Source organism: Vogesella sp. LIG4 (genome assembly GCF_900090205.1).
In the GTDB taxonomy this organism is placed as follows: domain Bacteria; phylum Pseudomonadota; class Gammaproteobacteria; order Burkholderiales; family Chromobacteriaceae; genus Vogesella.
The window spans coordinates 582,845-605,825 of record NZ_LT607802.1 but is presented as its reverse complement, the minus strand read 5'-3'; the positions used below and the strand labels follow the sequence as shown (position 1 = coordinate 605,825).

Here is a 22,981-nt window from a genome sequence, read left to right as displayed (position 1 = left end):
TTTACGCTCAGGGCGCCGTGTAGGCGGTCTTGACCGTGGTGTAGAACTCGATGGCGTGGTGGCCCTGCTCGCGCGAGCCGTAGCTGGAGGCGCGCCGGCCGCCGAACGGCACGTGGTAATCCACGCCGGCGGTGGGCAGGTTCACCATCACCATGCCGCTTCTGCTGCGGCGCTTGAATTCGCTGGCGTGGCGCAGCGAGTGGGTGCAGATGCCGGCGCACAGGCCGAACTCGGTGTCGTTGGCCAGCTGCAGCGCGTGCTCGAACGACTCCGCCGGCATGGCCACCGCCACCGGGCCGAACACTTCCTCGCGGGCGATGCGCATCTGCGGCGTGCCGGTGAGCAGCGCCGGCTGCAGGTAGTGGCCGCGGCTGGCGCGGCTCACCAGTTCGCCGCCGAACAGCCGCCGCGCGCCTTCGGCCTCGGCAATGCGCAGGTAGTCCAGGTTGGTGGCCAGCTGCTTTTCATCCACCACCGGGCCGATGTCGCAGCCTGGCTGGGTGGCGTTGTCCACGCGCAGGGCGGCCAGTCGCTGTTGCAGGCGGGCCAGGAACGGCTCGTACACGCCCTGTTCGATGATCAGCCGGCTGGAGGCGGTGCAGCGCTGGCCGGTGGAGAAGTAGGAACCGTTGACCGCGGCCTGCACGGCGATATCCAGGTCGGCATCGTTCAGCACCACGAGCGGGTTCTTGCCGCCCATTTCCAGCTGTACCTTGGCGCCGCGCTTGCTGGCGCTGTCCAGAATCTGCCGGCCCACGCCGGCGGAGCCGGTGAAGCTGATGGCGGCGACCTCCGGGTGCTGCACCAGGTTCTGGCCCACCAGGCGGCCGCTGCCCATCACCATATTGAACACCCCGGCCGGGATGCCGGCGCGGTGCAGGATGTCGGCCAGCACCCAGGCGCAGCCCGGCACCAGCTCGGCGGGCTTGAACACCACGGTGTTGCCGTAGGCCAGCGCCGGCGCGATCTTCCACGCCGGTATGGCGATGGGGAAGTTCCACGGCGTGATGATGCCCACCACGCCCACCGGCTCGCGGCTCACTTCCACGCTGACGCCGGGGCGTACCGAGGCCAGCTGCTCGCCGCCGATGCGCAGCGCCTCGCCGGCATAGAAGCGGAAGATCTGCCCGGCGCGGCCAACCTCGGCCACCGCCTCCGGCAGGGTCTTGCCTTCCTCGCGTGCCAGCAGCAGGCCGATCTCGTCCTGGCGCGCCAGCAGCTCGTTGCCCACCGTCTGCAGGATGTCGGCGCGGCGCTGGATGCTGCTCAGCGACCAGTCGGCAAAGGCGGCGCTGGCGGCCTCGATGGCCTCGACGGTGTCGGCGGCGCTGCCGCGGGCGTATTCGCCCACCGGGCTGTCCAGCTCGGACGGATTCTCGTCCAGCCCGGTGGTGGAGCCGTTCACCCAGCGGCCGTTGATGTAGTTGCGGAATACCGGCAGTTTCATAGTGCACGCACTCCCTCTATGGCGAAGGCCGGCGCAGTGCGGGCCACCGGGTTGCGCAGCGCCGGGCCGAACTCCGGAATGTGGATCACGAACTCGTCGCCCTGCTGCACCTCGATGCCATCGGCAAAGCTCAGGGTGGCGGTGCCGAAGAAGTGCAGGTGCACATCGCCCGGGCGCAGGAACTGGCGGTACTTGAAGTGGTGGTATTCCAGGTTGGCCAGGCTGTGGCACATATTGGCCTCGCCGGTCAGGAACGGTTTCTGCCACACGATGGCGCCGTCGCGCTCGATGCGGCTCTCGCCGGTGAGCGCCGCCGGCAGCTCGCCGATGCGCAGCGCCGGCCCCAACGCACAGGGGCGCAGTTTGGAATGTGCCAGGTACAGGTAATTCTGCCGCTCGGTGACGTGGTCGGAAAACTCGTTGCCCACCGCGAAGCCCAGCCGGCAGGGCCGGCCGTGCGGGTCGATGATGTACAGCCCCACCAGCTCCGGCTCCTCGCCGTAGTCCAGCGCGAAATCCGGCGCCGGCAGCGGCTGGCCCGGCGCGGCCACGATGCCGCCGTCGCCCTTGTAGAACCATTCCGGCTGCACGCCGGGCTGGCCAGCCTGGTGGCGGCCGCCTTCCAGCCCCAGCTGGAAGATCTTCATGCTGTCGGTCAGCTCGGCATGCTCCTGCCGGTTCAGCTTCTGGTGCATCTGGTCGCGGGTGGCGGCGCTGCCCAGGTGGGTGAGGCCGGTGCCGGTAACGTAGCAGTGCGCCGGGTCCGGGTGGATGAGCGGCGGCAGCAGCGCGCCACGCTCCAGCAGCGCGGCATAGGGGGCGGGCTCGCCCTGCGGGTAGTCCTGCAGGCAACCGGCCAGGTCGCGGCCGCTGGCGATGGCGGCCTGGGCCAGCGCATAGGTGGAGGTCAGGCCGATAAGCGGCCGGTACTGCTCGCCGTCGGCGGACAGCAGGCCGACGGCAGGCTGGCCATCGGTGTCGAGATACTGGATCAACAACATGAAGCGGACTCCTGGCTGGGTGTTGAATCCATACTATCGCCAGAAGTGATGCTCAACTAATGAAAAAAATGCCATTATTGATACTGATTTTTGTATCGATTGGAGAGCGGGCATGGCAGGCAATTACGGCAACTGGTTCATCCGTTCGCGGCTGAAGACGCGGCAGCTGTTGCTGCTGGTGGCGCTGGACGAGGAGCGCAATATCCACCGCACCGCGGAGGCGCTGATGATGACGCAGCCGGCGGTGTCCAAGCTGCTCAAGGAGCTGGAGGACATGCTGGAGGTGCCGCTGTTCGAGCGCCTGCCGCGCGGCATGCGGCCAACCTGGTACGGCGAGATCATGATCCGCCACGCGCGCATGGTGCTGTCCAGCCTCAACCAGGCGCACGAGGAGATTCACGCGCTGAAGGCCGGCCAGGTGGGGCAGGTGCGCATCGGGGCGATTACCGACCCGGGCACGCAGCTGGTGCCGCGGGCCATTGCCCGCATCAAGCAGCAGTACCCGCTGCTGGACATCAACGTCACCATCGATACCAGCGACATGCTGCAGCCGCGGCTGATGGCGGGGAAGCTGGACATCATGATAGGTCGCATCCTGCAGCAGCAGGACAAGAGCAGCCTGGTGTACGAGGCGATAGCCGAGGAGCCGATCAGCATCGTGTGCCGGCCCGGCCACCCTTTGCTGAACGTGGCGGGGCTGGGGCTGCGCGACGTGTTCTCCGCCGGCTGGATTCTTACCCCGGCCGGCAGCGTGCTGCGCCACCGCATCGACATGGGTTTTCGCCAGCAGAACATCGACCCGCCCAGCAATGTGGTGGAAACCGTGTCACAGCTGGTGACCACCACGCTGCTGGAGTCCACCGACATGCTGAGCGCCATCGCCACCCGGGTGGCGGAGCACTACAGCCGCTACGGCATGCTGCGCGTCCTGCCGATCAACTTCCCGTGCAAGATGGACGAATTCGGCTTCATCACCCTGCGCGACCAGCAGCTGTCGCCCGGCGCGGTGCTGATGATGCGCACGCTGCGCGAGGTGGCCAACGAGCTGTACGGCAGCAGCTTTACTGTCTGATTGATGTTTTTTTCGATATCGGTTTTGCCGATTTTTTCATTGGTTTGGCATCGATATGTGTTGCTAGGATGTTTCCATCACGCACGCCACAGTGCAGTAGCCACGGGAACACATCATGAGCAATGCCAAGAAGACACTACGCAGCCAGGGCTGGTTCGGCAAACAGGACCGCGACGGCTTCATGCACCGCAGCTGGGTGAAGAACCAGGGTTACCCGGACGATCTGTTCGATGGCCGGCCGGTGATCGGCATCTGCAATACCTGGTCCGAGCTGACGCCATGCAACGGCCACTTCCGCGAGCTGGCCGAGTTCGTCAAACGCGGCGTGTACGAGGCCGGCGGCTTTCCGCTGGAGTTCCCGGTGATGTCGCTGGGCGAAACCCAGCTGCGGCCAACCGCCATGCTGTTCCGCAACCTGGCCAGCATGGATGTGGAAGAGTCCATTCGCGGCAACCCGATAGACGGCGTGGTGCTGCTGATGGGTTGCGACAAGACCACGCCCTCGCTGCTGATGGGCGCTGCCAGCTGTGACCTGCCCACCATCGGCCTGTCCGGCGGGCCGATGCTCAACGGCAAGTTCCGCGGCAAGGATGTGGGCTCCGGCACCGGGGTGTGGATGATGTCGGAAATGGTGCGCGGCGGGCAGATGAGCATGGAGGAGTTCGTGGCCTCCGAATCCTGCATGCACCGCTCCAAGGGCAGCTGCATGACCATGGGCACCGCCTCGACCATGGCCAGCATGGTGGAAGCGCTGGGCATGTCGCTGCCGGAGAATGCCGCCATTCCGGCGGTGGATTCGCGCCGCAACCGCCTGGCGCAGCTGACCGGCCGCCGCATCGTGGAGATGGTGAAGGAAGACCTCACCATGTCCAAGATCCTCACCCGCGAAGCGTTCGAGAACGCCATCCGCGTCAACGCGGCGATAGGCGGCAGCACCAATGCGGTGATCCACCTGCTGGCGCTGGCCGGCCGCATCGGCGTGCCGCTGACGCTGGACGACTGGGATCGCCTGGGCCGCGAGATGGACTGCCTGGTCAACCTGCAGCCGTCCGGCCAGTTCCTGATGGAAGACTTCTACTACGCCGGCGGCCTGCCGGCGGTGATACGCGAAATCTCCGGCGTGCTGCACGCCAACACCGTCAGCGCCAACGGCAAGAGCATCGTGGAGAACTCCGCCGCCGCGCCGTGCTACAACCGCGAGGTGATCCGCCCGCGCGCCGAGCCGTTCAAGCCGGATGCCGGCATCGCGGTGCTGAAAGGCAACCTGGCGCCGGACGGCGCGGTGATCAAGCCGTCCGCCGCTACGCCGGCACTGATGAGCCACACCGGCCGCGCGGTGGTGTTCGAGGATATCGACGACTACCACGCCCGCATCGACGACCCGGATCTGGACGTGGACGAGCACTGCGTGCTGGTGTTGAAGAACTGCGGCCCGCGGGGCTACCCCGGCATGGCCGAGGTGGGCAATATGCAGCTGCCGCCCAAGGTGCTGCAGAAGGGCATCACCGACATGGTGCGCATCTCCGACGCACGCATGAGCGGCACCGCCTACGGTACCGTGGTGCTGCACACCTCGCCGGAGGCGGCCATCGGCGGCCCGCTGGCGCTGGTGCAGAACGGCGACCTGATCGAACTGGACGTGCCGGGGCGCCGCCTGCACCTGCATGTCAGCGACACCGAGCTGGCGCGCCGCCGCGAGCAGTGGGTGGCGCCGGAGCAGCCGTCGCGCGGCTGGTACCATCTGTACGTCAAGCACGTGCAGCAGGCGCACCTGGGCGCCGACCTGGATTTCCTGGTGGGCAGCAGCGGCGCCGCGGTGCCGCGCGAATCGCACTAGCGGGGCCAAGGGTTGGCCGCAAGCACAACAGGCCGCGCACAACAGCGGCCGGACAGCACATACAAAGAGAGAGACATGAGCCAGTACGCACACTATCCCAGCCTGGCCGGCAAGGTGGTCTTCATCACCGGCGGCAGTTCCGGCATCGGTGCCGACATCGTTACCGCCTTCGCGGCGCAGGGCGCGCGGGTGGCCTTTACCGGCCGCAACCGCGAGGCGGCCCAGCAGGTGCAGCAGGCCGCCGCCGCGCTGGGCCCCACGCCGCTGTTCCTGCCCTGCGACATGAGCCGGGTGGAGGATATCGCCGGCGCCTTTGTCGCCGCCCGCGAAGCGCTGGGGCGGGTGGACATCCTGATCAACAATGCGGCCAACGATGACCGCCACCAGCTGGCCACGGTCAGCCCGGACTACTTCGACCAGATGGTGGCCATCAACCTGCGCGCCGGCTTCTTTGCCGCGCAGCAGGCCGCCGCCGACATGGTGGCCGGCGGTGGCGGCGCCATCGTCAACCTCAGCTCCATCAGCTGGAAGATCAAGGGTGCCGGCTACCCGGTGTACGAAACCTGCAAGGCCGCCACCATCGGCATGACCCGTGCGCTGGCGCGTGATCTGGGCAAGCAGGGCGTGCGCGTCAACACGCTTACCCCCGGCTGGGTGATGACCGAGAAACAGCTGCGGCTGTGGGTGGATGCTGCCGGCGAGCAGATGATAGACGCCAACCAGTGCCTGGCCGGCCGCCTGCACGGCGACGACATCGCGCGCATGACGCTGTTCCTGGCGGCGGACGACAGCCGCATGATCACCGCGCAGGAATTCGTGGTGGACGCCGGGTGGACCTGATGAGCGAGGCACGCCTGCTGTTCGACGCCCGTGCGGTGCTGGGCGAGGGGCTGTACTGGTCGGCGGCAGAAGCGCGGCTGTACTTCGTCGACATCCGCCAGCACACGGTGTACGCGCTGCAGGCGGATGGCAGCCTGTACCGCCAGTGGCAGCTGCCGGATCTGGCGGGCTGGGTGATACCGCGCAGCCGGGGCGGCTGGGTGGCCGGCATGCGCGACGGCTTCGCCCTGCTGCAGCTGGCGCCGGAGCCGAGCGTGCAGCCGATCGCCAACCCGCACCCGCGCCAGCCCGGCATGCGGCTGAACGATGCCAAGGCCTGGTGCGACGGCAGCATCTTCGCCGGCTCGATGAGCGACAGCGACCCGGCCGGTGCCCATGGCCGGCTGTACCGGCTGCGGCCAGACCTGAGCTGGCAGGTGGTAGACAGCGGCTACCACATCTGCAACGGGCCGTGCTTCTCGCCCGACGGGCAGCTGATGTACCACACCGATTCCTTCCTGCGCACCATCTACCGCTACCCCATGGCGGAAGACGGCACGCCGGGGCCGCGCGAGGTGTGGAAGGTGTTTTCGCCGCAGGAAGGCTACCCGGACGGCATGACGGTGGATGCCGAAGGCTGCCTGTGGGTGGCGCACTGGGAGGGCGGCTGCGTGTCGCGCTTCGCGCCGGACGGCAGCCTGTTGCGCCGCATCCGGCTACCGGTGTCGCTGGTGACCAATGTGGCGTTCTTTGGCGAACGGCTGGAGCGGCTGGCGGTAAGCACCGCCCGCGATGGCCTGAGCGAGGCAACGTTGGCCGCACAGCCGCTGGCCGGCAGCGTGTTCGAGATCGACCCGCAAGGCGTGCGCGGCCTGGCACCGTACGCGTTTGCCGGCTGACATGGCGCTGCTGACGCTGCGGCACGGGCCACTGCATGCCGAGCTGCTGCCGCAAGCCGGCGGCAGCATCGCCCGCTGCTATCTGCAGACCGGCGCCGAGCGGCTGCACCTGCTGCGCCCAGCCAGCGACGCTGACATTGAACAGGGTACGGTGGCAGGCATGGCCTGCTTCCCGATGCTGCCCTTGTGCGGCCGGCTGCGTGACGGCCGTTTCCACCTGCCGGATGGCGGGCAGCTCAGCCTGCCGCCGGCCTGGCGGGGCGATCATTTTCTGCACGGCACAGGCTGGCGCCGCCCTTGGCAACTGCTGGCGTACGGGCCGGCGCATGCCACGCTGCAACTGCGGATGGAGCAGGGCGCCGAGCCGTACTGCTTTACTGCAAGCCAGCACATCGTGCTGGATGCCGACGGCCTGACGCACACGCTGTCGCTGCGCAACGAGGCGGCGCAGACGCTGCCCTATGGCATCGGCCTGCATCCCTACTTTCCACGCCATGCCGACACCCGGCTGCAGACGCATATCGCCGGCCTGTGGCAGGCGGATGCTGACATCCTGCCGCTGTTCCCGGATGCGGCGACGCCGCTGGTGGGCGCGCTGGCCACCGGCCTGCACCCGGACGACTGGCCGCTGGACAACACCGCGTATGGCTGGGGCGGCACGCTGCGCATCTACCACGCCGGCCTGCAATTGCAGCTACAGGCCAGCGGGCCGGCCGATCTGCTCACTCTCTACACCCCGCCGGGGCAGGATTTCTTCTGCCTGGAGCCCTGCACCCAGCTGCCGGACTTCCCCAATCTGGCTGCCTACCCGGCCAGCCAGACCGGCGGCCACTGGCTGGCGCCGGGGCAGACGCTGAGCATGGCGATGCGGCTGCGGCCAACCCTGCACGCCGGCGACAAGCCATAGCAAACTGATATATCTATTAGTGGGCCATCCATATTTTGCACACTTGCCGGCCAGTCGATACTGCTGCCATGAACACCGCAATCCCTCGCCGCTGCCTGCGCTGTCACGATAGCCAGCAGCCGCCCGCCACCCCGGCCGCACCCTGCGGCGCCAAGGCCGCCGCCTGAGCGGCGCTGCATCAGCATGCTGGCCATCCTGTCCGCCATCGCCCCGGTATTCCTGCTGATCGCATTGGGTTATGCCTCGGTGCGCGGGCAGTGGTTCCCGCAGGCGCAGCTGCCGGCGCTGGGCACGCTGGTGGTGCGCTTTGCATTGCCGGCGCTGATCCTGCATTCGCTGTCCAGCCGGGCACCGGCGGAGATGCTCAACGGCGGCTACCTGCTGGCCTATGCCGGCGCCTCGCTGAGCATGCTGCTGCTGGGCACGCTGTGGGCGATGCGGCGGCGCCGCCAGCCCTTGCCGCGCGCCGCGCTGTACGGGCTGGGCATGTCCTGCTCCAACAGCGCCTTTGTCGGCTACCCCATCGTGCACCAGCTGCTGGGGCCGGTGGCGGCGCTGGCACTGGCCTTGTGCATGGTGGTGGAAAACCTGCTGATGCTGCCGCTGGGCATGGCACTGTCGGAGTCCGACGGTAGCCGCAGCGGCGGTTTCTGGCGGCCGTTCGGCCGTGCGTTGCTGGGGCTGCGCAGCAACCCCATCGTGCTGGCCATCGCCTGCGGCAGCCTGCTGGCGCTGCTGGGCTGGCCGCTGCCGCCATTGCTGGCCAGGCCGGTGGCGATGCTGGGCAGCGCCTCGGCGCCGGTGGCGCTGTTCCTGATCGGCGGTTCGCTGGTGGGGTTGCCGCTGCGCAGCCTGTGGCGCGATGTCAGCGTGGTGGCGGCCGGCAAGCTGCTGCTGCATCCGCTGCTGGTGGCGCTGGCGCTGCTGCCGTTCGCCGCCGGCAACCCGCAGCTGGCCATGGCCGGGGTGTTGATCGCGGCGATGCCGATGCTGAGCATCTTTCCGATTTTCGGGCAGCGGCACGATATGCAGGGCTTTTGCGCCGCCACCCTGCTGCTGGCGACCAGCAGTTCTTTTTTCAGCATCAGCCTGGCAATCTGGCTGCTGCAGCGTTACCCCTTACATTAAAAACTGGCACCGGGCGCAGACCCGGGCCACCCGCCGCACAGACGGCAGGCCGCGCATGCGGCCAACAAAAGCAATGACGAGAGTTGCCCGCCAGGGCATCAACACAACCTCGCAGGAGACAACTCAAGATGCATACCCCACAGTACGACGGCCCGGTCGCTACCGGCGCCGTTACCCGGCCATCCCTGTCGCAGCGCTGGCGGCAGGCCATGGCCATCGGCCACACCCGCTGGTGGATGCTGGCGCTGGTGTTCTTCGCCACCACCATCAACTACATCGACCGCGCCGCGCTGGGCGTGCTGCAGCCGGTGCTGGCCAAGGCCATGAACTGGACGGCGCAGGACTACGCCAATATCAACTTCTGGTTCCAGCTGGGCTACGCCATCGGCTTTGCTGCGCAGGGCCGCTTCATCGACCGCATCGGCGTGCGCCATGCACTGGCGCTGGCGGTGCTGCTGTGGAGCCTGGCCGCCGCCGCACACGGCCTGGCGGCCTCGGCGGCCGGCTTCATGATCTGCCGTTTCCTGCTGGGCCTGGCCGAGGCGGCCAACTACCCGGCCTGCGTCAAGACCTCGCGGTTGTGGTTCCCGGCCGGCGAGCGCGCGATGGCCACCGGGCTGTTCAACGCCGGCACCAATGTCGGGGCGCTACTCACCCCGGTGCTGCTGCCGCTGATCCTGATGCTGTGGGGCTGGCAGATGGTGTTCGTGGTCATCGGCAGCTTCGGCCTGGTGTGGCTGGCGTTCTGGCTGCGCCACTACCAGGACCCGGCGCGCCACCCGAGCGTGAGCGCAAGCGAGCTGGCCTATATCCAGGCTGGCGTGGAGCTGCCGCCGGCACGGGTGCCATACCGCCGCATCCTGCGCCTGCGCGGCACCTGGGCCTATGCACTGGCCTTCACCATGACCGCACCGGTGTTCTGGTTCTACCTGTACTGGCTGCCGCCCTTCCTCAACCAGCAGTACCACCTGGGCATCAGCGTCAGCCAGATGGGCATTCCGCTGATCGTGATCTACCTCACCGCCGACGTGGGCAGCGTGGGCGGCGGCGTGCTGTCATCGTGGCTGATCGCACGCGGCATGGCGCCGATACCGGCACGCCTGGCAGCCATGCTGCTGTGCGCGCTGTGCATCATCAGCATCGTGCTGGCCGCTGGCGCCAGCAGCCTGTGGCTGGCAGTGGCGGCGATTTCGCTGGCGGTGGGGGCGCACCAGGCGTGGACCGCCAATATCTGGAGCCTGGTAATGGACTTCTCGCCGAAGGAAGTGGTGAGCAGCGTGTTCGGCTTTGGCAGCATGATCGGCGCCATCGGCGGCATGTTCATGACCCAGATCGTGGGCTATGTGCTGACCGTTACCCACAACAACTACGCACTGCTGTTCACGCTGATTCCGTGCTGCTATTTCGTGGCGCTGACCTGGCTGTACTTCATGGCGCCGAGGCAGGTGGAAACGCTGGCGGACTGAGTCTCGCCTCCCGCGCGCAAGGTTGGCCGCAGCTTGTCTGCGGCCAACCTTGTTTCGTTTCCGGCCGGCTTCACCCTGCCGCCGCTGCCAGCCAGCCGGCGGCTTGGTATATGCTGTCGGCTGCCCTCCCTTTACCGATACGCCATGACCACCAAGGACGCCGACAAGAAAGCGCCGCGCCGCAAGAACGATCCGGAAGGCCTGAAGAAGCGCATTCTGGACGCCGCCATCACCGAATTCGCCCAGACCGGGCTCAGCGGTTCCACGCTGGATGCCATTGCCGAGCGCGCCGGCACCACCAAACGCATGGTGGTGTACCACTTCCAGACCAAGGAGGAGCTGTACATCGCGGCGCTGGAGCGCTGCTACGGCGAGATCCGCGATATCGAAACCGGGCTGGCGCTGCAGCATCTGGCGCCGGCGGCGGCCATGGTGCGGCTGGCCGAGTTCACCTTCGACTACCACGCCAGCCATACCGACTTCATCCGCCTGGTGAGCATCGAGAACATCCACCAGGCGCGGCACCTGCGCAAGTCGGAGCAGATCCGCAGCCTCAACCGCAGCGTGATCGCCGAGATCGACGCGGTACTGCAGCGCGGCAAGGCGGAGGGTATCTTCCGCCAGGAGGTGGATGCGGTGGACCTGCACATGCTGATCAGCTCGTTCTGCTTCTTCCGCGTGGCCAACCGCTACACCTTTGAAACCCTGTTCGGGCGCGATATGGTCAGCGAGGCGGCGCGCGACGGGCAGCGGCGCATGCTGGTGGAGATGGTGCAGGCCTATCTGCGGCCGCAGGCATAAAAAAAGGCCCTGCCGGGGGAGCCGGCAGGGCGCAAAAGCAACGTTGAGAGTCGGACGACTGTCAGCCGCGGGCAATCATGTCGCGAAAGTGCTGCTCCATGCGGGCGCTGTCCGGCGCCCGCCCGGTGAACAGTTCAAACGCGCCTACTGCCTGCCATACGGCCATGCCGCCGCCGTCCAGTACGCGGCAACCGCGCTCGCGCGCGAGTTTCAGTAACGCTGTTTCCAGCGGGAAATACACCACTTCGGCTACCCACAGCCCGCCGTGGATCAGTTCGGCCGGCAGCGGCAGGCCGGGGTGGCCGTCCATGCCGGTAGGGGTGGCGTGCACCAGGCCGCTGGCCTCTGCCATTGCCCGTGCCACATCGCTTTCGCCGCGCACGCGCCGTTCCGGGAAGAAGCCCTGCAGCTTGTCGGCCAGCGCCTGCGCGCGCGCCGGGTCCTGATCCACGATCAGCAGCGTCTGTACGCCGCAGCCCAGCAGCGCCTGCGCCACCGCGGAGCCGGCGCCGCCGGCGCCCAGCAGCACCACCTGGCGCAGATCACGGCCGGTGAAGTTGCGGCGGAACGGCTCGGCAAAGCCGCTGCAGTCGGTGTTGTAGCCGTAGCGTTTGCCATTGCGGAACACCACGGTGTTCACCGCGCCGATCTGGCGCGCATCCGGCGACAGCTCGTCCAGGAAGGGGATCACCGCCTGCTTGCACGGGTGGGTGATGTTGACGCCGGCAAAGCCGCAGCTCTCGGCCGCCGCCAGCAGGGTGGGCAGGTCGTCCACGCTCTTGCCCAGCCGGGTGAGGTCCAGCAGCTGGTACTGCAGGCGCAGGCCGGCGGCGCTCGCCTCCTGCTCGTGCAGGAACGGGGATTTGGAGCGCTGGATGTCCGCGCCGATCAGGCCGATCAGCACCTTGTCGCTGTTGCCGGTAGTGGTGCCGGAAATGCTGTTGTTCATGTCTTGCCTCGTTAAGCTGGCGCCGGCCGCTTGCGGCCAACCCCGGGGTGTGGGGTCAGGCCTGGCGGCCCAGTTGGGCGGCCAGGTGATGCACCGCCAGGTTGTAGCCGTGGATGCCCAGGCCGCAGATCACGCCACTGGCCACTTTCGATACATAGGACAGCTGGCGGAAGCTTTCGCGGCGGTGGATGTTGCTGATGTGCACTTCGATCACCGGGCCTTCGAAGGCGGCCAGCGCGTCCATCAGCGCAATCGAGGTATGGCTGTAGCCGCCAGGGTTGATCACGATGGCGCGGTGCTGCTCGCGCGCGGCGTGTATCCAGTCGATGAGCTGGTGCTCGGCATTGCTCTGGCAGAAGCTGATGCTCAGCCCGTATTCGCGCGCCACGCTTGTGCAGCCGCGCTCCACGTCGGACAGGGTGGCGTGGCCGTAGATTTCCGGCTGGCGTTTGCCCAGCAGGTTGAGGTTGGGGCCGTTCAGCACCAGGATGTCGGTAGCCATGTCATGCCACCGTGCGGCGGGCCGGCCGTGTGCGTGCGTATCGGGTCATGCTGTGCTCCTGTTGTGATGTCGCTTTTTGAATTATGTACCACGTGGTACGTTTGTAATCTGGCGCATTGCCGCCGCCACGTCAATGTGGCGGCGGGCTGAATTCATAATTTTTGTACCGTGCGTTACATTATTGCGACGCGCGGTGGTGAGCCAGCCGGCTCAGCCGGCCTGGCGCTGGCGGCGCTGCGCCTGTGCGGCCAACCTTACCGGGGCGTTTGCGGCGCCATACTGGTCGTAGCCACCGAGGCGCTGCACGATCTCGAAGAAGAAGCGCTCCTCGAACGGCGCGCTGTACACGTGCAGGAACTCGCCGCCCTGCGCATCGCGGTCGTACAGCACGTTGTGGCTGCGCAGCCGCTCGACAAAATCGTCGTCCAGGTTGAAGCGCGCCAGCAGGTCGTCGTAGTAGTTGTCCTGGATGTCCAGCAGCGGCACGCCGCCGGCGCGCGCCTGGCTGACGGCGGCGAAGATGTCGGCGGTGGAGAACGCCACGTGCTGCAGGCCGGAGCCCTTGTAGGTGGACACCGAGCGCGCAATCGCGGTGTTGCGGTTTTCCGAGATGTTGAGCGGGATGCGGATGCTGCTGTCGGCGCTGCGCACCACGCGGCTCTTCATCAGGCCGTACGGGTCCGGCACCGTCTGCTCGTGCTCGGTGACAAAGCCGAACAGCGCGCGGTAATGCAGGATCCAGTTGTCCAGTGTTTCCGCCGGCAGGCCGATGGCGAAGTGGTCGATGCGTTGCAGCAGCGCGGGGCGGGTGGGCGCGCGCATGCTGAAGTCGCTCTGGTAGATCGGCGCCTCGCGCTTGTCCACCAGGTACTGCAGGCTGCCGTCCGGGGTGCGCACCGCCGGGATGTGGCGTTCGTTGGGGCCGACGCGGCTGTCGAACGGCTTGCCGCCGTACTGCTTGGCGCGCGCCAGGGCGTTGGCCGCATGGTCGGTGGCAAAGGCGGCGGCGCACAGCGAGGGGCCGTGCGACACGTAGAAGGCGTGGGCGAAGGAGTCCGGCTCGGCGTTCAGGATCAGGTTGATGTCGCCCTGCTGGTACAGGCTCACCGCCTTGCTCTTGTGCTGGCCGGTGCACTCGAAACCGAAGCGCTCCAGCGCGCGGCCCAGTCGGCTGGCCGATTCGTCATCCACCGCGAACTCCAGGAACTCCACGCCCTGGTAGCGGGCGGGCGGCGGCGGGGCGAACAGCGGCACGTCGGGCAACGGCTGCTGGCGCGCGGCCAGGGTGGCCAGCGTGGTTTCCTCCAGGTAGCGCAGCCCGCGCAGGCCGTCGGCAGCGGTCAGCCGGGTGGGGGCGGCGCGGAAGCCGTCGTTGAACACCTCCAGCGACAGCGGGCCGCGGTAGCCGGCCTGCAGGATGGGGGCGAGGAAGGCGCCCAGGTCGAAATCGCCCTGGCCGGGGAAGTTGCGGAAGTGGCGGCTCCACTCCAGCACGTCCATGTTGAGGATTGGCGCGTCGGCCAGCTGCAGGAACACGATCTTGTCGCCGGGAATCTGCGCCAGCTGGGAAAGGTCGTCGCGTATCGACAGGGTGTGGAAGCTGTCGAGGATGATGCCCAGGTTGGCGTGATCCACCGTGTTCACCAGCTGCCAGGCATGGCGGTAGGAGTTGACGTGGCGGCCCCAGGCCAGCGCTTCGTAACCTACGGTGATGCCGTGTTGCGCGGCGCGCTCGGCCAGGCGGAACAGGTCGTCGGCGATCAGCGCGTCGTCGCGGCTGGTGTCCGGCGCCACGCTGCTGCATACCAGGATGCGGTCGGTGCCCAGCTGGCCCATCAGCTCGAACTTGCGCTCGGCGCGGTCCAGGTTGCGTGCCAGCCGCTCGCGTGGGCCGCCCTCGAAATCGCGGAACGGCTGGAACAGCATGATCTCCAGCCCCAGGTCGGCGCACATCTGCCGCACCGTGGCCGGGGTGCCATCAAAGTACAGCAGGTCGTTTTCGAAGATTTCCACGCCGTCGAAACCGGCGGCGGCGATGGCCTCCAGCTTTTCCGGCAGGGTGCCGCTGAGTGATACGGTAGCAATCGAGTGTCGCATGTCTGCCCCTGGGTGGTGGTTGCCGCTTTATTATGTACCAACTGGTACATAATTCTAGTGCGACAGCGCGGCTGTCACCGCAGGCAGCGTGGGATTGCAATAAAATTAAATTATCGAAATCCGTGTTGGCGTTTTTGGCGTGCCAGCGGTTTTTGTTGGCACAAAATGGCGCGCGGCTGTGGTGCAAATGCGTGCAGGCCACACCGGAGGCTGCCGGCAGCGCGGTTTGCCAAGCGGCGGCCGCGGCCGCAAGATCAGGCCCGGCGTGCTACTGTCGGCGCTCAAGTGGGGTAGGGGAAGGCATGGATCTCAAGCAGATTGAATACTTTATCAAGGTGGCGGAGCTGGGCAGTTTTACCCGCGCCGCCATCGTGCTGGACATTGCCCAGCCGGCGCTCAGCCGCCAGATCCGCCAGCTGGAGGTGGAGCTGCGCCAGACGCTGCTGCTGCGCAACGGCCGCGGCGTCACGCTCACCGAGGCCGGCAAGCTGCTGCTGGAGCACGGCCGCGGCGTGCTGCACCAGGTGGAGCGCACCCGCGAGGAGCTGGGCCGCGTGCGCGGCGCATTGGCCGGCAAGGTAGCGCTGGGGCTGCCGCCCAGCCTGTCGCGCGTGCTGTCGGTGCCGCTGTCGCGCGCCTTTCGCAGCCGGCTGCCGGAGGCCTCGCTGGCGATACGCGAGGGGCTGTCGGCCAATATGCTGGAGGCGCTGCGCAACGGCCGGCTGGACGTGGCGCTGCTGTACAACCCGGTGCCGTCGGCGGATATCGATATCGTGCCGCTGTGCGACGAGGCGCTGTATCTGGTGGAGCTGGCCGGCGACGATGCCAGCGGGCCGTTGTCGCTGGCAGAGTTGGCCGCACGGCCGCTGGTGATTCCCTCGCAGCCGCACGCCATCCGCATGCTGGTGGAGTCGGAACTGGGGGCACGCGGCTTGCGGCCAACCGTGGCGCTGGAGATCGACAGCGTGCCGGCCATCCTGGAACTGGTGGCCGACGGTGCCGGCAGCGCCGTGCTGTCGCGGCTGGCGGTATCCAGCAGCGACAAGGCCGACAAGCTGCGGCTGCGGCAGATCGGCGAGCCGGGCCTGCAAAGCCGGCTGGCACTGGCGGTAAGCTCGCACCGCCCCAGCACACTCACCCAGCAGGCCATGCAGGAACTGCTGCGCGAAATGGTGCCGGCCATTGTTGGCGGGCCACTGCTGCCGGCTTGACCGGCAGTATCAAGCTATAGCAAACCGGTATATCTACTAGTTAGCTATCCATATTTTTCAGCATGGCGGGCAGGCAGATACTGCAGCCATGCAGACACCTATCCCTACCCTGTTCATGCGCGGCGGCACGTCGCGCGGGCCGTTCTTCAAGGCAGCCGATCTGCCGGCCGACGAAGCAGTGCGCAACCGCGTGCTGCTGGCCGTGATGGGCTCGCCCGACCGTCGCCAGATCGACGGCCTGGGTGGCGCCAACCCGCTCACCAGTAAGGTGGGTATCGTTGACCTGGGCCGCGAGCCGGGCATCGACCTCACCTTCCTGTTTGCGCAGGTAACGCCGGACAAGGACACCGTGGACACCACCCCCAACTGCGGCAACATGCTGGCCGCGGTGGTGCCGTTCGCGCTGGAAACCGGCATGGTGCAGCCGCAGGGCGATACCAGCACCTTCCGCGTGCTGACGCTGAACACCGGCATGGCCTGCGACATCACCGTGGAAACCCCCGGCGGCCATGTGCGCTACGACGGTGACGCCCGCATCGACGGCGTGCCGGGCAGCGCCGCCCCCATCACCATCAATTTTCTGGATACAGCCGGCTCGGTGTGCGCCGGCCTGCTGCCCACCGGCCAGGTGCGCGACACGGTGAGCGTGGACGGCATCGGCCAGATCGACGTCACCTGCATCGACAACGGCATGCCGCTGGTGATGCTGCGCGCTGCCGACCTTGGCCGCAGCGGCTACGAAACCGTGGCCGAGCTGAATGCCGACGATGAGCTGAAGGCCCGGCTGGAAGCGCTGCGCCTGGTGTGCGGCGAGCTGATGGGCCTGGGCGATGTGAGCAGGAAGACCTACCCCAAGATGACGCTGATCGCGCCGCCGCGCGCGCCCGACGCCAGCCTGACTACCCGCAGCTTCATTCCGCACGTATGCCACGACGCCATCGGCGTGCTGGCGGCGGTCACCGTGGGCACCGCCTGCGTGCTGCAAGGCGCCATTACCGACGGCATCGCCAGCATGGCCGGTGGCCAGCGCCAGGTGGTGTCGGTGGAGCACCCCAGCGGCGAGTTTTCCGTGGAGCTGGAAACCGATGCGGCCAACCCGCAGAACGTGACCCGCGCCGCCTTGCTGCGCACCGCGCGGCTGATCATGCGCGGCGAGGTGATGGTGCCGGCCGCGGTATGGGATGGCCGCAAGTAGCCAGTACCCCCGAACACACACACCGCCCGCGCGGCGCCGCTGCGAAAAACAGAGAGCGACAGCGACCCGCGCAGCCCGCAAGGGCAGGGCAGCAGGCTTGACCCCAGGTGCCACAGAGCGCCGTTACCACCGACAACACAACAACGTTGGAGAGATTCATGTCACAGCAGTCCGTAGACGTGCAGGCGTTCATCGACCGGCACCCGTTTTCCCCGTTCCAGTGGTGCGTGTTCGCGCTGTGTTTCTGCATCGTGCTGCTGGATGGTTTCGATACCGCCGCCATCGGCTACGTGGCGCCTTCGCTGCTGAAGGAGTGGGGCATCGCCAAGCCGGTGCTGGGCCCGGTGCTCAGCGCGGCGCTGTTCGGCCTGGCCGCAGGCGCGTTGTCCGCCGGCCCGCTGGCCGACCGCTTCGGCCGCAAGAAGGTGCTGCTGGGCTCGGTTGGCGTGCTGGGCCTGTTCACCCTGCTGTCGTCGCAGGCTGCCGACCTGCCGCAGCTCACCGTGCTGCGCTTCATCACCGGCGTGGGCCTGGGCGCCGCCATGCCCAACGCGGTAACGCTGATGAGCGAGTTCTGCCCGGGGCCGCGCCGCGCGCTGCTGACCAATGCCATGTTCTGCGGCTTTCCGCTGGGCGCGGCGCTGGGCGGCTTTCTGGCTGCATGGATGATTCCGCAATGGGGCTGGCGCAGCGTGTTCCAGCTGGGCGGCGTGGTGCCGCTGCTGCTGACGGTATTGCTGCTGCTGGTGCTGCCGGAATCGGTGCGCTACCTGGTGGCCAGGGGGCAGCCGCGCGAGCGCATCGCCGCCGCACTGGCGCGCATCCATGCTTCCGCCCGTGACATTCCGGCCTTCCACCAGAGCGAAACCCGCCAGGAAGTGGCCGGCAAGCAGGGCCTGGGCGTAGTGCTGTCGCCGGCCTATCGCACCGGCTCGCTGATGCTGTGGCTGGCCTACTTCATGGGCCTGGTGATTTTCTACGGCGTCATCAACTGGATGCCGGTGCTGTTCAAGGAAGGCGGCATCGACCCGAAAGTGGCGATGCAGATTGCCGCGCTGTTCCCGCTGGGTGGCATCGGCGCCGTGTTCTGCGGCTGGCTGATGGACCGCTTCAACGCCGACCGCATCATCGCCATCGGCTTCGTGCTCACCGCGCTGGCCATCTACGCCATCGGCCAGGCGGTGGGCAATGTCGGCCTGCTGATGGCGGTGGTGTTCGTGGCCGGCACGGTGATGAACACCGCGCAGTCCTCGCTGCCGGCACTGGCTGCCGCCTTCTACCCCACCCAGGGCCGCGCCACCGGCGTGTCGTGGATGCTGGGCATCGGCCGCTTCGGCGGCATTGCCGGCTCCTTCCTGGTGGCCGAACTGACCCGCCGCCACCTGGGCTTCGACCAGGTATTCCTGGTGCTGGCCATTCCCGGCCTGATTGCCGCCGTGGCGCTGTTCATCAAGCAGCGCGCACACCCGGCTGCTGACAAACCGTCCGGCGCCGTGTCACTGGGGCACTGAGCCGACCACAACGAATTGCCTTTGCGGGGCCGTCCACGCGCCGCCCGCTGTAACCGACCGAACCGGTCCCGCCTGTTTCAGGAGTGAATCATGATCATCGATATCCACGGCCACTACACCACCGCGCCCAAGGCGCTGGAAGACTGGCGCAAGCGCCAGGTGGACAACCTGGCCACCCCGGCGCTCGGCCCCAGGGTGTCCGAGCTGAAAATCAGCGACGACGAGCTGATCGACAGCATCGAAAGCAACCAGCTGCGGCTGATGAAGGAACGCGGTGCCGACCTGACCATCTTCAGCCCGCGCGCCAGCTTCATGGCCCACCATATCGGTGATTTCCAGACCTCGGCCACCTGGGCGGCAATCTGCAACGAGCTGTGCCATCGCGTGGCGCAGCTGTTCCCGGACAATTTCATCGGCGCCGCCATGCTGCCGCAAAGCCCGGGCGTGGACCCGGCCAGCTGCATCCCGGAGCTGGAAAAGTGCGTCAAGGATTACGGCTTTGTCGGCATCAACCTCAACCCGGACCCGTCCGGCGGCCACTGGACCAGCCCGCCGCTGTCCGACCGCCACTGGTACCCGATCTACGAAAAGATGGTGGAGTACGACATCCCGGCGATGGTTCATGTCTCCACCAGCTGCAACTGCGCGTTCCACACCACCGGCGCGCACTACCTGAACGCCGACACCACCGCCTTCATGCAGTGCCTGACCTCGGACCTGTTCCGCGACTTCCCCACGCTGAAGTTCGTGATTCCGCACGGCGGCGGCGCGGTGCCCTACCACTGGGGCCGTTTCCGCGGCCTGGCGCAGGAGCTGAAAAAGCCGCTGCTCAAGGACCACCTGCTGAACAACATCTTCTTCGACACCTGCGTCTACCACCAGCCGGGCATCGATCTGCTTACCCGCGTGATTCCGGTGGAAAACGTGCTGTTTGCCTCCGAGATGATAGGCGCGGTGCGCGGTATCGACCCGGAAACCGGCCACTACTACGACGACACCAAGCGCTACATCGAGGCGGCCAGCCTCACCGCCGACGAGCGCCACCTGATTTACGAAGGCAACGCCCGCCGGGTGTACCCGCGGCTGGATGCCGCCCTGAAGGCCCAGGGCAAGTAAGGAGAACGAGATGAACCTGCCAATGAACCAACTGGGCGTGGTCAAACGCCATATCGAGCGTGCCGACCCGAAAGCCGTTGCCAAGCTGTCCTGTTTCGGCGTGGCCACCATTCACGAAGCCATGGGCCGCGTCGGCCTGATGAAGCCGTACATGCGCCCGGTGTACCACGGCGCGCGCATCTGCGGCACCGCCGTTACCGTGCTGCTGCAGCCGGGCGACAACTGGATGATGCACGTGGCCGCCGAGCAGCTGCAGCCGGGCGACGTGGCGGTGGCGGCCTGCACCACCGACAACGAGGACGGCTTCTTTGGCGACCTGCTGGCCACCAGCTTCCAGGCGCGCGGGGCGAAAGGGCTGATCATCGATGGTGGCGTACGCGACGTGGCCGAGCTGGAGCAGATGGGCTTTCCGGTGTTCAGCCGCGCCATCAACGCCAAGGGCACCATCAAGGCCACGCTGGGCTCGGTGAACATTCCGGTGATCTGCGCCGGCGCACTGGTGAACCCGGGCGACGTGGTGATTGCCGATGTGGACGGCGTGGTGGTGGTGCCGGCGGCACTGGCGCAGCAGGTGGCCGATGCGGCAGAGAAGCGCGAGAGCTTCGAGGGCGAGAAGCGCGCCAAGCTGGCGGCGGGCGTGCTGGGCCTGGACATGTACCAGATGCGCGAGCCGCTGGAAAAAGCCGGCCTGCGTTACATCGACTGAGCCGCCTGCCGTAGAAGGTTGGCCGCATGCAGCCAACTACAAGATGAAGGATCGCATCATGCAATTTCAGAAAACCCCGGGCTGGCTGGACTGGTATCAGGGCCCGAGCAAACCCGGCTTCACACTGCCGGCCGGCGCGGTGGATGCCCACTGCCACGTGTTCGGCCCCGGCGAGGAATTCCCCTACGCGCCGGAGCGCAAGTACACCCCGTGCGATGCCAGCAAGCACCAGCTGTTCGCACTGCGCGACCAGCTGGGCTTTGAGCGCAACGTGATCGTGCAGGCCACCTGCCACGGCGCCGACAACCGCGCGCTGCTGGATGCGCTGCGGTATTCCGACGGCAAGGCGCGTGGCGTGGCCACCGTGCGCCGCGACATCAGCGATGAACAACTGCAGGCAATGCACGCCGACGGCGTGCGCGGCGTGCGCTTCAACTTCGTCAAGCGGCTGGTGGATTTCACCCCCAAAGACGAGCTGATGGAGATTGCCGGGCGCATTGCCAGGCTGGGCTGGCACGTGGTGATCTACTTTGAAGCAGTGGACCTGCCGGAGCTGTGGGACTTCTTCAGCGGCCTGCCCACCACCGTGGTGGTGGACCACATGGGCCGCCCGGATGTGAGCAAGCCGGTGGACGGCCCGGAGTTCGCGCTGTTCCTCAAGTTCATGCGCGACAACCCCAATGTGTGGAGCAAGGTAAGCTGCCCGGAGCGGCTGTCGCTCAGCGGCCCCAGGGCGCTGGATGGCGAACGTGCCGCCTATCGCGACGTGGTGCCGTTTGCGCGCCGCGTGGTGGAGGAGTTTCCGGATCGCGTGCTGTGGGGCACCGACTGGCCGCACCCCAACCTGAAGGACCACATGCCGGACGACGGCCTGCTGGTGGACTTCATCCCGCACATCGCGCCAACGCCGGCGCTGCAGCAAAAGCTGCTGGTGGACAACCCGCTGCGCCTGTACTGGCCGGAACAAGTGAAAGACTGAGCAATGTCGCTGCATAAACCGTACAAGGACATCCCCGGCACCGTGATTTTCGATGCCGACCAGTCGCGGCTGGGCTACTGGCTGAACCAGTTCTGCATGTCGCTGATGACGGCGGACAACCGCACCCGCTTCAAGGCCGACGAACGCGCCTACCTGGATGAATGGCCGATGAGCGAGGAGCAGAAGCTGGCTGTGCTGGCGCGCGACCTGAACCGCTGCATCGCGCTGGGCGGCAATATCTACTTCCTGGCCAAGATCGGCGCCACCGACGGCAGGAGCTTCCAGCAGATGGCCGGCAGCATGACCGGCATGAGCGAGGAAGAGTACCGCGACATGATGCTGGCCGGCGGCCGCTCCGCCGAGGGCAACCGCTACCTGGGCGAGGACGGCGACGCGCAGCCGCAGCACCAGCCGCAAGGCAAGGCCGGGCAGGCCAAAACTGGAGACAAGCACTGATGGCACGCATTACCGCATCCGTTTACACCTCGCACGTGCCGGCCATCGGCGCCGCGCTGGACCTGGGCAAGTCGCAGGAGCCGTACTGGCAGCCGCTGTTCGCCGGCTACGACTACGGCAAACAGTGGATCAAGGAGCAGAAGCCGGACGTGATCTTCCTGGTCTACAACGACCACGCCACCGCCTTCAGCCTGGATTTCATTCCCACTTTCGCCATCGGCACCGCCGCCGAATTCCGGCCGGCCGATGAAGGCTGGGGCCCGCGCCCGGTACCGGTGGTGCAGGGCCACCCGGAGTTGGCCGCACACATAGCGCAAAGCGTGATCCAGGACGATTTCGACCTCACCATCGTCAACAGGATGGACGTGGACCACGGCCTGACCGTGCCGCTGTCGCTGATGTTCGGCGAGCAGGACCCGCAGCAGGGCGCCTGGCCGTGCGCGGTGATTCCGTTCGCGGTGAACGTGGTGCAGTACCCGGTGCCGTCCGGCCGCCGCTGCTTCCAGCTGGGGCAGGCCATCCGCCGCGCGGTGGAGTCCTACGACCGCGATCTGAACGTGCAGATCTGGGGTACCGGCGGCATGAGCCACCAGCTGCAGGGCCCGCGCGCCGGGCTGATCAACCGCGAGTGGGACAACGCCTTCCTCGACCAGCTGATCGCCGACCCGGCCGCGCTGGCGCAGCTGCCGCACATCGACTACGTGCGCGAGGCCGGCTCCGAGGGCATCGAGCTGGTGATGTGGCTGATCGCGCGCGGGGCAATGGCGGATGTCGCCGGCGGCCCGGCGCCGCTGCTGAAGCAGCGCTTCTACCACGTGCCGGCGTCCAACACCGCCGTAGGCCATTTGATTCTGGAAAACCCGCGCTGAGGCCAGGCCTCGC

21 protein-coding genes are annotated in these 22,981 nt (G+C 67.2%); 16 read left to right on the top strand and 5 right to left on the bottom strand.

All coding sequences use genetic code 11. The features are described 5' to 3' along the window. Positions 1-7: 7 nt before the first annotated feature. Positions 8-1,447 (bottom strand): aldehyde dehydrogenase family protein, encoded by a 1,440-nt coding sequence (locus tag PSELUDRAFT_RS02805; protein ID WP_088965407.1) that lies wholly within the window; start codon positions 1,445-1,447, stop codon positions 8-10. Next, the gene (gene araD1, locus PSELUDRAFT_RS02800) at positions 1,444-2,448 is read right to left on the bottom strand and encodes an AraD1 family protein (RefSeq protein ID WP_088965406.1); all 1,005 of its coding nucleotides are present in this window, start codon (positions 2,446-2,448) and stop codon (positions 1,444-1,446) included. Before araD1 ends, PSELUDRAFT_RS02805 begins: the two co-directional genes overlap by 4 nt. A 112-nt stretch (positions 2,449-2,560) precedes the next feature. On the opposite strand from araD1, the gene PSELUDRAFT_RS02795 reads away from it, so the two are divergent. The 8 genes from PSELUDRAFT_RS02795 to PSELUDRAFT_RS02760 all read left to right on the top strand — a co-directional run bounded on the left by PSELUDRAFT_RS02795 (position 2,561) and on the right by PSELUDRAFT_RS02760 (position 11,377). After that, positions 2,561-3,520 carry a LysR family transcriptional regulator gene (locus tag PSELUDRAFT_RS02795; protein ID WP_088965405.1) on the top strand — a complete coding sequence of 320 codons (960 nt, stop codon included), beginning with the start codon at positions 2,561-2,563 and terminating at the stop codon, positions 3,518-3,520. Positions 3,521-3,635: 115 nt separating this feature from the next. Beyond that, complete coding sequence (locus tag PSELUDRAFT_RS02790) at positions 3,636-5,357, top strand: IlvD/Edd family dehydratase (RefSeq protein WP_088965404.1); 1,722 nt, start codon at positions 3,636-3,638, stop codon at positions 5,355-5,357. Between the two features lie 75 nt (positions 5,358-5,432). Continuing rightward, entirely contained in the window at positions 5,433-6,197 is a 765-nt protein-coding gene (locus tag PSELUDRAFT_RS02785; protein ID WP_088965403.1) for an SDR family NAD(P)-dependent oxidoreductase, read from the top strand. Beyond that, the gene (locus PSELUDRAFT_RS02780; protein WP_088965402.1) at positions 6,197-7,075 is read left to right on the top strand and encodes an SMP-30/gluconolactonase/LRE family protein; all 879 of its coding nucleotides are present in this window, start codon (positions 6,197-6,199) and stop codon (positions 7,073-7,075) included. Before PSELUDRAFT_RS02785 ends, PSELUDRAFT_RS02780 begins: the two co-directional genes overlap by 1 nt. Position 7,076: 1 nt before the next feature. After that, positions 7,077-7,982: an aldose 1-epimerase gene (locus PSELUDRAFT_RS02775; protein ID WP_088965401.1), complete on the top strand. Its 906-nt coding sequence runs from the start codon at positions 7,077-7,079 to the stop codon at positions 7,980-7,982. A 183-nt stretch (positions 7,983-8,165) separates the two neighbouring features. Continuing rightward, a complete protein-coding gene (locus PSELUDRAFT_RS02770) occupies positions 8,166-9,110 on the top strand; it encodes an AEC family transporter (protein ID WP_088965400.1) in 945 nt (314 codons plus the stop codon). A 128-nt stretch (positions 9,111-9,238) separates the two neighbouring features. Then, on the top strand, positions 9,239-10,576 hold the full coding sequence (locus PSELUDRAFT_RS02765) for an MFS transporter (RefSeq protein WP_179947566.1): 1,338 nt from the start codon (positions 9,239-9,241) through the stop codon (positions 10,574-10,576). A gap of 144 nt (positions 10,577-10,720) precedes the next feature. Continuing rightward, complete coding sequence (locus tag PSELUDRAFT_RS02760) at positions 10,721-11,377, top strand: TetR family transcriptional regulator (protein WP_088965399.1); 657 nt, start codon at positions 10,721-10,723, stop codon at positions 11,375-11,377. Positions 11,378-11,438: 61 nt separating this feature from the next. On the opposite strand, the gene PSELUDRAFT_RS02755 is transcribed toward PSELUDRAFT_RS02760, so the two are convergent. From PSELUDRAFT_RS02755 to PSELUDRAFT_RS02745, 3 genes are all read right to left on the bottom strand, one after another. Beyond that, positions 11,439-12,326 carry a shikimate dehydrogenase gene (locus PSELUDRAFT_RS02755; protein WP_088965398.1) on the bottom strand — a complete coding sequence of 296 codons (888 nt, stop codon included), beginning with the start codon at positions 12,324-12,326 and terminating at the stop codon, positions 11,439-11,441. Positions 12,327-12,381: 55 nt separating this feature from the next. Continuing rightward, entirely contained in the window at positions 12,382-12,828 is a 447-nt protein-coding gene (gene aroQ / locus PSELUDRAFT_RS02750; protein ID WP_088965397.1) for a type II 3-dehydroquinate dehydratase, read from the bottom strand. A 210-nt stretch (positions 12,829-13,038) separates the two neighbouring features. Next, on the bottom strand, positions 13,039-14,925 hold the full coding sequence (locus tag PSELUDRAFT_RS02745; protein WP_088965396.1) for a bifunctional sugar phosphate isomerase/epimerase/4-hydroxyphenylpyruvate dioxygenase family protein: 1,887 nt from the start codon (positions 14,923-14,925) through the stop codon (positions 13,039-13,041). 302 nt (positions 14,926-15,227) lie between these two features. Between PSELUDRAFT_RS02745 and PSELUDRAFT_RS02740 the strand changes: the two genes are divergently transcribed. The 8 genes from PSELUDRAFT_RS02740 to PSELUDRAFT_RS02705 all read left to right on the top strand — a co-directional run bounded on the left by PSELUDRAFT_RS02740 (position 15,228) and on the right by PSELUDRAFT_RS02705 (position 22,968). Further along, complete coding sequence (locus PSELUDRAFT_RS02740; protein WP_088965395.1) at positions 15,228-16,136, top strand: LysR substrate-binding domain-containing protein; 909 nt, start codon at positions 15,228-15,230, stop codon at positions 16,134-16,136. 88 nt (positions 16,137-16,224) lie between these two features. Next, a complete protein-coding gene (locus PSELUDRAFT_RS02735) occupies positions 16,225-17,331 on the top strand; it encodes a 4-oxalomesaconate tautomerase (RefSeq protein ID WP_088965394.1) in 1,107 nt (368 codons plus the stop codon). A 158-nt stretch (positions 17,332-17,489) separates the two neighbouring features. Continuing rightward, a complete protein-coding gene (locus PSELUDRAFT_RS02730) occupies positions 17,490-18,842 on the top strand; it encodes an aromatic acid/H+ symport family MFS transporter (protein WP_088965393.1) in 1,353 nt (450 codons plus the stop codon). Positions 18,843-18,932: 90 nt separating this feature from the next. After that, a complete protein-coding gene (locus PSELUDRAFT_RS02725; protein WP_088965392.1) occupies positions 18,933-19,958 on the top strand; it encodes an amidohydrolase family protein in 1,026 nt (341 codons plus the stop codon). A gap of 10 nt (positions 19,959-19,968) precedes the next feature. Further along, on the top strand, positions 19,969-20,664 hold the full coding sequence (gene ligK, locus PSELUDRAFT_RS02720) for a 4-carboxy-4-hydroxy-2-oxoadipate aldolase/oxaloacetate decarboxylase (protein WP_088965391.1): 696 nt from the start codon (positions 19,969-19,971) through the stop codon (positions 20,662-20,664). 58 nt (positions 20,665-20,722) lie between these two features. Beyond that, the gene (locus tag PSELUDRAFT_RS02715; RefSeq protein ID WP_187695796.1) at positions 20,723-21,643 is read left to right on the top strand and encodes an amidohydrolase family protein; all 921 of its coding nucleotides are present in this window, start codon (positions 20,723-20,725) and stop codon (positions 21,641-21,643) included. A 3-nt stretch (positions 21,644-21,646) separates the two neighbouring features. Further along, positions 21,647-22,099: a protocatechuate 4,5-dioxygenase subunit alpha gene (gene ligA, locus PSELUDRAFT_RS02710; RefSeq protein ID WP_088965390.1), complete on the top strand. Its 453-nt coding sequence runs from the start codon at positions 21,647-21,649 to the stop codon at positions 22,097-22,099. Next, a complete protein-coding gene (locus tag PSELUDRAFT_RS02705) occupies positions 22,099-22,968 on the top strand; it encodes a class III extradiol dioxygenase subunit beta (protein ID WP_088965389.1) in 870 nt (289 codons plus the stop codon). Before ligA ends, PSELUDRAFT_RS02705 begins: the two co-directional genes overlap by 1 nt. Positions 22,969-22,981 lie beyond the last annotated feature (13 nt).

What these genes read in the sequence shown, in the direction of transcription:
- PSELUDRAFT_RS02805 (WP_088965407.1), bottom strand. Translation starts at nt 1,447, where the DNA reads ATGAAACTGCCGGTATTCCGCAACTACATCAACGGCCGCTGGGTGAAC.
- araD1 (WP_088965406.1), bottom strand. Translation starts at nt 2,448, where the DNA reads ATGTTGTTGATCCAGTATCTCGACACCGATGGCCAGCCTGCCGTCGGC.
- PSELUDRAFT_RS02795 (WP_088965405.1), top strand. Translation starts at nt 2,561, where the DNA reads ATGGCAGGCAATTACGGCAACTGGTTCATCCGTTCGCGGCTGAAGACG.
- PSELUDRAFT_RS02790 (WP_088965404.1), top strand. Translation starts at nt 3,636, where the DNA reads ATGAGCAATGCCAAGAAGACACTACGCAGCCAGGGCTGGTTCGGCAAA.
- PSELUDRAFT_RS02785 (WP_088965403.1), top strand. Translation starts at nt 5,433, where the DNA reads ATGAGCCAGTACGCACACTATCCCAGCCTGGCCGGCAAGGTGGTCTTC.
- PSELUDRAFT_RS02780 (WP_088965402.1), top strand. Translation starts at nt 6,197, where the DNA reads ATGAGCGAGGCACGCCTGCTGTTCGACGCCCGTGCGGTGCTGGGCGAG.
- PSELUDRAFT_RS02775 (WP_088965401.1), top strand. Translation starts at nt 7,077, where the DNA reads ATGGCGCTGCTGACGCTGCGGCACGGGCCACTGCATGCCGAGCTGCTG.
- PSELUDRAFT_RS02770 (WP_088965400.1), top strand. Translation starts at nt 8,166, where the DNA reads ATGCTGGCCATCCTGTCCGCCATCGCCCCGGTATTCCTGCTGATCGCA.
- PSELUDRAFT_RS02765 (WP_179947566.1), top strand. Translation starts at nt 9,239, where the DNA reads ATGCATACCCCACAGTACGACGGCCCGGTCGCTACCGGCGCCGTTACC.
- PSELUDRAFT_RS02760 (WP_088965399.1), top strand. Translation starts at nt 10,721, where the DNA reads ATGACCACCAAGGACGCCGACAAGAAAGCGCCGCGCCGCAAGAACGAT.
- PSELUDRAFT_RS02755 (WP_088965398.1), bottom strand. Translation starts at nt 12,326, where the DNA reads ATGAACAACAGCATTTCCGGCACCACTACCGGCAACAGCGACAAGGTG.
- aroQ (WP_088965397.1), bottom strand. Translation starts at nt 12,828, where the DNA reads ATGGCTACCGACATCCTGGTGCTGAACGGCCCCAACCTCAACCTGCTG.
- PSELUDRAFT_RS02745 (WP_088965396.1), bottom strand. Translation starts at nt 14,925, where the DNA reads ATGCGACACTCGATTGCTACCGTATCACTCAGCGGCACCCTGCCGGAA.
- PSELUDRAFT_RS02740 (WP_088965395.1), top strand. Translation starts at nt 15,228, where the DNA reads ATGGATCTCAAGCAGATTGAATACTTTATCAAGGTGGCGGAGCTGGGC.
- PSELUDRAFT_RS02735 (WP_088965394.1), top strand. Translation starts at nt 16,225, where the DNA reads ATGCAGACACCTATCCCTACCCTGTTCATGCGCGGCGGCACGTCGCGC.
- PSELUDRAFT_RS02730 (WP_088965393.1), top strand. Translation starts at nt 17,490, where the DNA reads ATGTCACAGCAGTCCGTAGACGTGCAGGCGTTCATCGACCGGCACCCG.
- PSELUDRAFT_RS02725 (WP_088965392.1), top strand. Translation starts at nt 18,933, where the DNA reads ATGATCATCGATATCCACGGCCACTACACCACCGCGCCCAAGGCGCTG.
- ligK (WP_088965391.1), top strand. Translation starts at nt 19,969, where the DNA reads ATGAACCTGCCAATGAACCAACTGGGCGTGGTCAAACGCCATATCGAG.
- PSELUDRAFT_RS02715 (WP_187695796.1), top strand. Translation starts at nt 20,723, where the DNA reads ATGCAATTTCAGAAAACCCCGGGCTGGCTGGACTGGTATCAGGGCCCG.
- ligA (WP_088965390.1), top strand. Translation starts at nt 21,647, where the DNA reads ATGTCGCTGCATAAACCGTACAAGGACATCCCCGGCACCGTGATTTTC.
- PSELUDRAFT_RS02705 (WP_088965389.1), top strand. Translation starts at nt 22,099, where the DNA reads ATGGCACGCATTACCGCATCCGTTTACACCTCGCACGTGCCGGCCATC.